Origin of the sequence: Streptomyces sioyaensis (genome assembly GCF_004122735.1) — a bacterium.
GTDB lineage: Bacteria > Actinomycetota > Actinomycetes > Streptomycetales > Streptomycetaceae > Streptomyces > Streptomyces sioyaensis.
The window spans coordinates 1-11,201 of sequence record NZ_SDIF01000162.1 but is presented as its reverse complement, the minus strand read 5'-3'; the positions used below and the strand labels follow the sequence as shown (position 1 = coordinate 11,201).

The following is an 11,201-nucleotide window of genomic DNA, read 5'->3' as shown; positions in this document are numbered from 1 at the left end:
CACCCCCCACCGTCTCCGGCGAACCGCCCCTCGCCCTGTCGCTCCACCGGCCACGGCCGGTCCGGTGGCGCACCGTCCCCCTCGGCCGCAGCCCGCAGTGACTGCACCCGGGTTCCCCCCACGGCACTCTCCCGCCCCCCCACAAACCCACTGCGACAGAACACCGGAGAACACCATGGCGAAAAGAACAATGCTGGTCCTCGTCGACGGGCCGGAGGGAAATTCCCTGCCGCAGCACGCACGCGACGCCGTGAACGACCCGATAAGGGTCCTGCGGGGCAACGGATACGAACGTTTCGAATTCTACGGCGAATACGTCGATGTCGGCGGAGAGCCGGTCCCCGTCTACCGCTGGTGCTACCGCACAAGAATCGCCGAGTAGGCGCTGTGCGCACCGCGGAAGAAAGCAAAGCGAAGAGGAGAAGGAACATGCGGAATCTCATGAGTGAAGGAGTCCGGTCATGACGCGAGCGTCAGGGAATCCCGAAAGTCGAAACGACGGCCGGAATGTGGTCGTCACCGGAGTCGGATTCTGTCTGCCCGGCCGGACGGAGCCGGTCTTCACGGCCGACGACATGTGGTCGGTCGTCTCCAACGGCCAAACCTGCCTCAAGCGTGACGAGGTGTACTACGGCTCGGTGGAACTCACCCAGGAGATGTTCGACGAACGCCTCCCGGATGTCCCCCCGTTCTTCTCCCGGCATTACACAGCGGCCCACCGTTTCGGTCTGGTGTCGATGGCGGAAGCCACCGCGGATGCCGGGCTGACATTTCACGGCGGGGCGCTGAGTGAAGCGGCAATACTGGTCGGACGCGGCGGTGTGGACGCGAACGTCGAAAGCTATCTCTCGGTGCTGAGAGCAGATCCCGGAAAGACCACCGCACCGGAAGCCATGGAGCTGTTCGTCGCCGCCCAACAAGCCGTGACGCCGTCCGACGTCGCCCTGGTCCAGGGGGCGCTGACCCGCACCAACGGCCCCTGCTACACCGTCTCGTGCGGCTGCGCCTCGTCGGCCGTGCAGATCGGCAACGCGCGGCGGATGATCGCCCAGGGCGAGGTCGAGGTCGCGGTCGTGACCGGGGTCGACGTGTTCAACGTCCACCTCATCCAGAACATCCAGCGGCTGCTGGGCGGTGCGCAGCAGACCTATGACTCGCTGCGCACCACCGACATGCCGGAACTGCTGCCGTCCTTCACCTCCCTGATGCGGCCCTACGACCGCCGGGCGGACTGCATCAACCACGGCGAGGGCTCCGCCACCGTGATCCTGGAGAGCCGGGAGCACGCCGCCCGGCGCGGTGCGCACGTCTACGGACAGGTGCTGTCCACGGCGCTGACCCGCGACGGGCTGGCCAACCCCCTGGCGTGCGACGAGACCGGTGCGGAACTCGTCACCGCCGTCCGCCGCTGCCTCGGAGACCGGTGGCACATCGACGACGTCCCGTACGTCCACGGCGGCAGCGACGGCAACGTCGTCGTCACCGCCTTCGAGGCGAACGCCGTCAAGGAGCTGTACGGGCCCGACAGCACGGTGCTGATGACGTCCCAGGAGGGCTGCTTCGGCCACAACGGCGCCCCGGCCGGCTGCCTGGGTGTCGCCATGACGCTGATGATGCTCGAACGGGGACAGGTGTGCCCGACGGCCAACTGCGAACAGCCTGCCGAGGGGCTGCCCTTCGACCCCGTCCCGGGCATCCGCCCCCGCGCGCTCGACTTCGACTACGCGCTGTCCTTCAACTACCAGGTCGGCGGCGTCAAGAACGCCATCCTTCTCGGCAGCCCGGAAGCCGTGTGACGAAGGGCAGATCACCTCCCACGTACGGAGACCCCGATGAGCAACGACACGCACGGCTCGACAGCCGAGACGCAACCCAGACTCGCAACGGAGAACATCGCCGTGATCGGCATGGGATGCCGGCTCCCCGGCGACATCGATTCGCCCGCCGCCCTGTGGCGGCTGCTGGTCGAGGAGCGGGACGCGGTGGGCGAGATGCCCGCGGAACGACGGCTCCTGGTCCCCGGGGGGCTCCCGGGGCCGGTGGAGGGGGAAGAGACCCCCCGGCAGGGTGGCTTCCTGCGCGATGTGACGGGCTTCGACGCCGCCTTCTTCGGTGTCTCAGGCCGTGAGGCCGACGTCCTCGACCCCCAGCACCGCCTGCTGCTGGAGGTCACCTGGGAAGCCCTGGAACACGCCGGCCTCCCGCCGGACCGGATGAACGGCACCCCCACGGGTGTCTTCGCCGGCATCAGTTACACCGACTACATGGATCACCTCGCCGGACACCCCCAGGAACTGGAGGGGTCGATCCTGACCAACGGGCACTGTGTGGCCGCCGGGCGGATCTCCTACCTGCTCGGGCTGCAAGGGCCGTGCGTGGCGCTGGACACCGCGTGTTCCTCCTCCCTGGTGGCCGTGCACATGGCACGCCAGGCGCTGTCCGCCGGCGAGTGCGACCTGGCGCTCGCCGGCGGCGTCACGCTGACCTTCCAGCCGCGCATCACCCGGTCGTTCGCCAGGATGGGCATGCTGTCGTCCGGCGGGCGCTGCCGGACGTTCGACGCCGACGCCGACGGGTTCGTGAGGGGTGAGGGCTGTGGTGTGGTGGTGCTCAAGCGCCTCACGGACGCGGTACGGGACGGGGACCGGGTACTCGCGGTGCTGCGCGGCTCGGCCACGAACCAGGACGGTTCCTCCGAAGGGCTGGCGGCACCATCGGTGACCGCCCAACGGGCCCTGTATCTGGACGCCCTGGCACAGGCCGGGGTCGATCCGCGGGACGTGGGCATGGTGGAGACCCACGGCACCGGCACCCCGGTGGGCGACCCCATCGAGTTCGCCAGCCTCTCCGACGTCTACGGCAACGGGCCCGGCCGCTGCGCCCTGACCTCGGTGAAGACCAACGTGGGGCATCTGGAACCGGCCGCCGGCGTCACCGGACTGATCAAGAGCGTGCTGTGTCTGCAACGCGGCACCATCCCGGCGAACCTGCACTTCCGCCGGTGGAATCCGGCCATCTCGGCAGTCGGCACCCGGCTGTTCGTCCCCACCGAGCTGAGCGCCTGGCCGCTGCGGACGCCCACCCGGCTGGCCGCGGTGTCCTCCTTCGGCTTCTCGGGCACCAACGCCCACGTCCTGCTGGAGCAGGCCCCGCAGACCCCGGCCGTCCGGCGCCGGAGCTCCGGGCGGCCCGCGCAGCCGTCCGGTGAGGTCTTCCTCGTGTCGGCCGGCTCCCCGGACGTGCTGCCGGCCGCGGCCACCCGGCTCGCGGACTGGATGGAGGGCGACGGCGCGAACCTCCCGCTGCACGACCTCGCGCACACCCTGTCGCTGCGGCGCTGCGCGGGCCGCGGCCGGATGGGCGTGGTGACCTCCGCACGCCGCGAACTCATCGGCTCGCTGCGGGCGTTCGCGGCGGGGCAGCGGCACCCGGCGGTGGTCACCGGCGCCGTGGGCGCCTCGGTCGAGCGGCAGCCGGTGTGGGTGTTCTCCGGCCAGGGCTCCCAGTGGCCCGGTATGGGGCGCGGACTGCTGAAGGCCGAACCGGCCTTCCTGGACGCGCTGACCGAGGTCCATGAGCTCATCGCGGCGCAGAGCGAGGTCTCCGTCCTCGACGTGGTCCGGCACGGCAAGGCCGTCCAGGGCTGCGGCACGGTGCAGCCGGTCCTCTTCGCCCTCCAGGTCGCCCTCGCCGCCACCTGGCGCGCGCACGGCGTCGAACCCGCCGCGGTGATCGGCCACTCCATGGGCGAGGTCGCGGCGGCGGTGGTGGCCGGTGCGCTGTCCCTGGCCGACGGCGTCCGGGTGATCTGCCGGCGCTCGGGACTGCTGAGCGACATCGCCGGCAGCGGCAGCATGCTGAGCGTCGGACTCGATGCCGCCACGGTGCGCGAGGAACTCGCCGACAGCGTCGCCGAGACGGTGTCGGTGGCCGTGCTGTCCGCGCCCGACTCCACCGTCGTGGCCGGGCGGACCACGGAGGTGAGCCGGCTGGCCGCCGCCTGGGAGGCCCGCAAGATCCCGGTGTTCCCGATCGCCGTGGACGTGGCCTCGCACTGCCCGTTGGTGGACCCGGTCCTGCCGGCGCTGCGTACGGCCCTGGCCGGGCTCGCGCCCCGGTCGCCCAAGGTGCCGTTCTACTCGACGGTCGTCGACGCCGGTGTCACCCCCGCCTTCGACGCCGACTACTGGTGCGACAACCTGCGCCGCCCGGTGCGGTTCGCGGAGGCGGTGGCCGCCGCGGCGGCCGACCGGCACGTGGTCTACACCGAGATCTCCCCGCACCCCGTCGTGACCCACTCCGTCCAACGGAGCCTGGCCGGACTCGTCACCGACCCCGTCGTCCTGCCCACGCTGCGCCGTGAGGAGGACGAGCAGACCACGCTGCGCACCCAGCTCGCCGCCGCACACTGCGCCGGTGTGGCGGTGAACTGGCGGTACCTGTACGACGACGGCAACCTCGTGGACGCCCCCACCGTCACCTTCGACCGCCGCCACCACTGGGCCGACGCCGCGACCGCTCCCGCGCAAGCCGCCGAGGCGCCCCGGGCCCCGCTGCCCGGCCGGCACACCGAGTTCCCCGGCGAGCCGGTGCGGCACTGCTGGCGCGCCGACGCCGGTACCGACGCGCTGCCCTGGCTCGCCGACCACAAGGTGCACGACAACCCGGTCTTCCCCGGAGCGGCGCACTGCGGCCTGGCGCTCGCCGCGGCCTGTGAGGCCTTCGGCGCGGCACCCGACGAGGTGGAGGTCACCGACGTCCAATTCGAGCAACTGCTGCGGCTGGGCCCGCAGACGGAGGTCTCCACCGTCGTCACCCTGACCGCACCGGACCGGGCGAAGTGCGAGATCCTCGCCCGGAACGAGACCGGCGGCTGGGAACGGCAGGCCGAGGCCGTGCTGCACCGGCTGAACGTGCGCCCCGAACTGCGCCCGCGCTCCGTCGAGGCGATGAGCGTGCGCCATCCGCTGCCGGTGGAGACCTCGGCGCTCTACGACAGCCTGCGCCGGCGCGGCCTGGACCACGGCCCGGCCTTCAACGGCCTCCTGGAACTGCACACCGGCCGCCACAACGACAGCTTCTGGGCCAAGGTCGGGGTACCGCGTGCGGCACAGACCCCGCCGTCCGGGCTGCCGCTGCACCCCGTCCTGCTCGACCTCTGCGCCCAGCTCGCCGTGGCGCCGTTGATCAACGAGGAGGACTCGGCGCTGGTGCTGCCGGTGCGGATGCAGGCGCTGCGCATCCTCGGCGACCCCGACACCGCCGTGTACTGCCACGCACACGTCAGCGAGATCACCCCGGAAGCGATAGTCGCCAACGTGCGCCTCCTGGACGACAGCGGCGCCGTGGTCCTCGTCGTCAACGGTCTGCGGTTCGCCCGGCGGGCCGCGCGCAGTGCCGCGGCGGTCGACGACTGGCTCCTGGGCATCGGCTGGCAGCAGGCCCCCCGGGTGACACCGGACGGCGGGCAGGCGGCGGGCAACTGGGTCATCGTGGGCGAGGCGGACGGCTCGGCCCAGGCACTGGTCGCCGCGCTGCGCAAGCACTGCGCCCGCACGGTGGTCTGGGACCGCGCCCTTGACGGCAGCTCCCTCACCTCGTTCCGCGACGCCCTCACCGGCCGCCTGGCCGCCACCCTGGAAGCCCCGCGCGGCGTGGTGCTGGTGTGCGGACCCGCGGACGACGAGGATCCGACGGTGCAGTCCCTGCGGCGCACCCGCAGGCTGCTCGGCGCGCTGCAGTCGATCGCCGCCACCACCACCGGCGCACCACGCCTGTACGTCGTCACCCGCGGGGCGCGCGGCGTCGTGCCGGGTGACGAGGTCGACCTCGGCCAGAGCGCGCTGCGCGGCCTGCTGCGGGTCGGCGCGCTGGAACACCCCGAGGCCCGGCCGGTCTCGGTGGACACCGACGCCCAGGACGCCGGGCCGGAGGAGGTGGCCCTGGAGCTGCTCGCGGACGCGCCCGACGACGAGGTCGCCCTGCGCGCCGGCGGCCGGTATGTGGCCCGCCTGGAACATGCCCCGACGGACGGCGCGGCCGACCGTGCGGCCACCCCGTGCACCGTGCGGTACGGGGCGGACGGGTTCCGGTTGCGCGCGTCCCGGCTCGGTGACCTGTCGAGCCTGGAGTACGCGGCCACCGGGCGGCGCGCGCCACGGCCCGGCGAGGTCGAGGTCCAGGTCACCGCGGCCGGCCTCAACTTCCGCGATGTGCTCACCGCCATGGGCCTGCTCCCCGGTGACCTGGACGTCCGCTACCGGATCGGCTTCGAGTGCTCCGGTGTGGTCAGCGCGGTCGGCGACGGGGTGGAGCGGGTGCAGGTGGGCGACGAGGTGCTCGCGGTCGATCTGCGCGGCGGGGCCTTCGGCTCGTTCGTGACCCTGCCCGCCGAGACGGTGGCCCCCATCCCGTTCGGCATCGAGCCGGTGGCCGCGGCCGGCCTGCCGATCGCCTTCCTGACCGCCTGGTACTCCCTGCGGTCGGTAGCCCGGCTGACCGCGGGGGAGCGGGTGCTGATCCACTCCGCCACCGGCGGCACCGGTCTGGCGGCGATCGCGGTGGCCCGGCTGCTGGGCGCCGAGGTGCTGGCCACGGCCGGCAGCGAGGACAAGCGCCGCTATCTGCGGGGCATGGGCATCCGCCACGTCATGGACTCCCGCACCCTGGAGTTCGGCGAACGCACCCGGGAGGCGACCAACGGGGAGGGCGTCGACGTGGTCCTCAACTCGCTGTCGGGGGCGGCCATCCGGACCGGCCTGGAGACGCTGCGCCCGTTCGGCCGCTTCGTGGAGCTGGGGGTGCGCGACATCATGGCGGACGCCCCGCTGGGCATGCTGCCGCTGCGGCACAACGTCACCCTGAGCACCGTCGACCTGATCGAGTTGCAGCGCAACCGGCCCGACACCTTCGCGTCGGTGTGGCGCGAGGTGCTCGGCGCGTTCGAGGAGAGCCGGCTCAAGCCCCTGCACTGCACGGAGTATCCGCTGTCCGAGGCCACCACGGCCTTCCGCACCATGGCGGCCGCCGACCATGTCGGCAAGCTGGTGCTGACCGTGCCCGACACCGGGGAGGCCGCGGCGGTGCTGCCCGACCTGGACATGCCGGTGCAGGAGGGCGGGGCGTACATCGTCACCGGCGGACTGCGCGGCCTGGGCCTGGCCACCGCGAAGTGGCTGGCGGCCCACGGCGCCGGTCATGTCGTGCTCAACGGCCGCTCCGCCCCGGCCCCCGACGTCGCACAGACGCTGGCCACCACGGTCGGCAGATCCGCCAAGGTGTCGGTGGTCCTCGGCGACATCGCCGATCCGGCCACCGCCCGGCGGCTGGTGTCCACCGCGGTGGCCGACGGCTTCCGGCTGCACGGCGTGGTGCACTGCGCCATGGTGCTGGACGACGCCGTGCTCACCAACGTCTCCGACGACCAGCTGGCGCGGGTGTGGCTGCCGAAGGTGGACGGCGCCTGGCACCTCCACCACGCCACCGAGGACCACCCGCTCGACTGGTTCGCGGCGTTCTCCTCCATGGCCTCGCTGCTGGGCAACCCCGGCCAGGGCGCCTATGCCGCGGCGAACTCCTGGCTCGACGGGTTCGCCGCCTGGCGCTCCGCCCAGGGGATGCCCACGGTGGCGGTCAACTGGGGCCCGTGGGGCGAGATCGGTGTCGCCACCGACTTCAGCCGCCGCGGATACCGCACCATCCCCACCGACCAGGGGCTGGCGGCCCTGCAGACGCTGCTGTCCCACCGGCGGGTGCAGACCGGGGTGATTCCCGGCCCGCCGGAAACCTGGGTGCCGCCCGCGGGCCGGCATCTCCCGTTCTTCAGCGCGATGTCCGGCGAGGCCCCGCCGGCGGACCGGAACCCGGCCGCCGAGAACACCGACGACATTCGTGCCCAACTCGCCGCCCTGCCCACCGGCCTGGCGCGCAGATCCGCTCTGGAAGACCATCTGGCGGGCCATGTCCGTGACGTTCTACGGCTGGGCAAAAGCTCTCTCGATCCGCAGACGCCGCTGAAGTCGCTGGGATTCGACTCGTTGTTGGCCATGGAATTGCGGGTACGCCTCGACCGTTCCTTCACCCTCACCCTGCCGAGAAACTTCGTCTGGGAACACCCGACGCTGGCCGCCCTCGCGGCCGGTATCGCGCAACAACTGGGCCTGGATCTCTCGGCCCCGGGGAATCCGAAAGACCCGGCCTAGCCACAGCGTTCCACGGCACGCCCGGCGGGCGGGCGAATGCCCGTCCGCCGGGCGTTCGCCGTGCCGGTGGCCGGTGCGGTCACGGGCACGGGCCGGTGGCCGGGGGTGCGGTCACCGGGGCCGCCGGACGCCGTGAACTCCGCACACCGGCCGCCGTGTTGCACACCCACCCCGCCGGTTCCGGCAGCCCGCCGGGGAACTTCCGCGCCGCCCATTCAAAACCCGCGGGATTCCTGATACATTCTCGCCGCCGCCTTGCTGCGGCCCGTTGCGCCTTTCCGTCAATTGCATTGCCGGAAAGGCGCAATCGTCTTTTTATGGTCATAGTATTTCACCTCGCCCCCTCCCCGGCTGCTTCCTTCGCTGCACTGTGCGCCTTCCGGGCGGACCGCCGCACTGCTTGAATTAACAGGGGAAAGCAAAGCCGAAAGCGGGCCGGTACACACCGGCGGCGCGGCGCACTTCGAAGGCCGCTCGGATCGCCCGAACGATGCCGCTGGCAGTGCTTCATGAGGCGAAAGCGACATCGAAGTCCATGAGGTACACAGGAAAGGGGTAGTCATGTTACCCACCACAATGCATTCGGCCGAAGTCATGCTGACCGTCCGGCATATCGCGAGCTGGCCCCGGGAAAGAAGCGAGGTCGTTCCCGCCGACTGCTGGAGTTCCGCGCAGCGTGTGGAGCTCCGGATGCCGGCGCTGCGGCGGGCGGTGCCGGTGTGCCGGAGCCTGGCCCGCGCCTGGCTCGACGGACAGCGGATCCATGACGACGACACCCGTTACCTCATGCTGCTCGTCCTGTCGGAACTGTGCACCAATGCGATCCAGCATTCCGCCGGCACCCGTGTCACCTGCCGGATATGGAGGTCGGAGGACCTGCTGCACATCGAGGTGCACGACCGCGGGGGTTCGGCGTCGGTGCCCCGGGTGCGACATCCGGGCGGGGAACAGGAGCACGGCCGCGGTCTGGAGCTGGTCGCCACGTTCTCCTCCCGCTGGGGCCGCAGGATCGAGGCCGACAGCAGCTGCACCGTCTGGGCGGCGGTGCCGCTGGCGGCCGGGGTCCCCCCGCGCCTGGCGCCGTAACTCCCCTGAGGCCGCGCCCCGCGGCCGCCACCCCGCCACGCCCGCTTCCGCAAGGGGGAAGCCGGCGAGCACCCCACGACCGAACACCCCAAGCGGCCGGGCGGATCGCCAGCCGGCGACCGGGACGCCGCCGCTGCACCCCTTCGGGGGCTCCCCTCCGCCGACGGCCGGACCGGCACCGGCTCCCCACCGCCTCCCCGCGAGCCGGGACGAGCCGTCCGGCCGTCGGTACCCGGACGACCGGCCCTTCGTCGTCGCCGCACCGCCCTCACCGCGACACCTGCATACCGCTCTCCAGGACGAGGGTGTCGAAGGCGCGCACCGGCTCGGTGTCGCCGAACGGCCGCAGCTCGTCCTGGAAGTTCTGCAGATACCGCTCCCCGAGCGCCGACTTCAGCCTGCCGAGCAGCGCCACCCCCTCCATCGCCGCCCGGCAGGCCTCCTCGACGTCACCGGCCTGCACTAAGACCGTGGCGAGCAGCAGCAGATCGATGGCCCGGCGGCGCACCCGGGTCCGCGGGTGCCGGGCGAGTGCCTCCTCGGCCCGGCGGGCGGCCGGCCGTGGCTGCTTGAGATCCCGGTAGCAGTGCGCCAGTTCGTCGGCCAGATAGGCCCGGTCGAAGTGCGCGATCCACTCGGGGCCGTCACCGGGGACGACCTGCGTCATCGCCTCCGTGGCCTTGTCCGCCAGTATTTTGCACATCCGGGCGTCCCCGAGCATGGCGTAGCCGCGGGCCTCGGTGGCGTAGAACATCGCCTGGGCGGACAGCGGCGCCCGGCCCCGGGTGCCTTCCTGCGCGGCCCGGGCGAGCTGCACCGCCTCCCGGGAGCAGCCCGCGCCGACGGCGAGATGGCTCAGCCCGGCGGCCAGCACATAGCCGCCGTAGCACCGGTCGTCCGCGGCCTGTGCGAGCCGCAGCGCCTGGATGTAATACCGCTGGGCCAGGCCCGGTTGCCCGATGTCCAGGGCGGTGTACCCGGCGAGTTCCGTCAGCCGGGCGGCCGCGGCGAACAACTGACGTCCCGTCGTCTCCCCGTAACTCCCGGCCATCAGTCCGGACAGCACGCTGCTGAGGCAGGACACCACCACGGGCCGGACATAGCCGCTGCCCACCCGGTGATCGAGTTCGGCCAGCGCCTGGGTGGTCGCCCGGACCAGCTCCACGTCGGTCATCCCCACCCGCGGCCCCAGCTGCCGATGGCGCGCCACCTGCGGGTCCGGGGAGCTGATCAGCCAGTCCCGGCTGGGTTCGACCAAGGCCGACGCCGTCATGGCCGAACGTGATAAAAGCCCCCGGGATTCGGCGTCCATATGCCATAGTTCACGCACCTGCTCCAGTGCGTCGTCCACCGTGGCGGCGAAGTGGAGACCGACCCCGCAGGTCACGCTGTTGCCGTTGGCCATGCCGATCTCTTCCGTCGAGACCGTACGGCCGAGCTTGCCGCTCAGCGCCTCGGCGATGATGGCCGGCACCCGGCCCCGTGGCCGCTGACCACTGAGCCACCGGCTCACGGAGGTCTTGTCGTACCGCAGATCCAGGCCCTGGGCCTCTCCCAAGACGTTCACCTGGCGCGCCAGCGCGGAGTTGGACAGAGAGGCTTCCTGGATGAGCGACCGCAGTCGTTGGTTGGTCTGACGCGCGACGAGTGGTCGGGCGGCCATGGTTCGCCTCCAAGCACGTGCCGCCAACGCTTCACGTTGGCATATCCAGAGAACGGGATGGCTCAGTCTTTACCCAACAACCAGGACTGAATCGCGATGACCAAAGTCAAGTCGCCGCCTGGGCGTTGCCCGCAGTAGCAAAGGGGCATGAAGGGGCTTCAGTCATGTGCCCCTCACGCCGGCCTGTCCCGACGCGCTCCTGCCGAACCCTCGCCGCACGCCACCCCCCACCGCGCACAACCACCCACCCC

General features: G+C 71.8%; 5 protein-coding genes. 4 read left to right on the top strand and 1 reads right to left on the bottom strand.

Annotation, left to right across the window (positions count from 1 at the left end; translation table 11 throughout):
• The first annotated feature begins 175 nt into the window (after positions 1 to 175).
• From EST54_RS31005 to EST54_RS30990, 4 genes are all read left to right on the top strand, one after another.
• Positions 176 to 382 (top strand): DUF5988 family protein, encoded by a 207-nt coding sequence (locus EST54_RS31005; RefSeq protein WP_231976925.1) that lies wholly within the window; start codon positions 176 to 178, stop codon positions 380 to 382.
• Between the two features lie 79 nt (positions 383 to 461).
• On the top strand, positions 462 to 1,796 hold the full coding sequence (locus tag EST54_RS31000; RefSeq protein WP_129251025.1) for a beta-ketoacyl synthase N-terminal-like domain-containing protein: 1,335 nt from the start codon (positions 462 to 464) through the stop codon (positions 1,794 to 1,796).
• Positions 1,797 to 1,832: 36 nt separating this feature from the next.
• Positions 1,833 to 8,201: a type I polyketide synthase gene (locus tag EST54_RS30995; RefSeq protein WP_129251024.1), complete on the top strand. Its 6,369-nt coding sequence runs from the start codon at positions 1,833 to 1,835 to the stop codon at positions 8,199 to 8,201.
• 561 nt (positions 8,202 to 8,762) lie between these two features.
• On the top strand, positions 8,763 to 9,287 hold the full coding sequence (locus tag EST54_RS30990; RefSeq protein WP_239012366.1) for an ATP-binding protein: 525 nt from the start codon (positions 8,763 to 8,765) through the stop codon (positions 9,285 to 9,287).
• A 268-nt stretch (positions 9,288 to 9,555) separates the two neighbouring features.
• Here the strand turns inward: EST54_RS30990 and EST54_RS30985 are convergent, their stop codons facing one another.
• On the bottom strand, positions 9,556 to 10,950 hold the full coding sequence (locus EST54_RS30985) for a transcriptional regulator (RefSeq protein WP_129251023.1): 1,395 nt from the start codon (positions 10,948 to 10,950) through the stop codon (positions 9,556 to 9,558).
• Between the last annotated feature and the right edge of the window lie 251 nt (positions 10,951 to 11,201).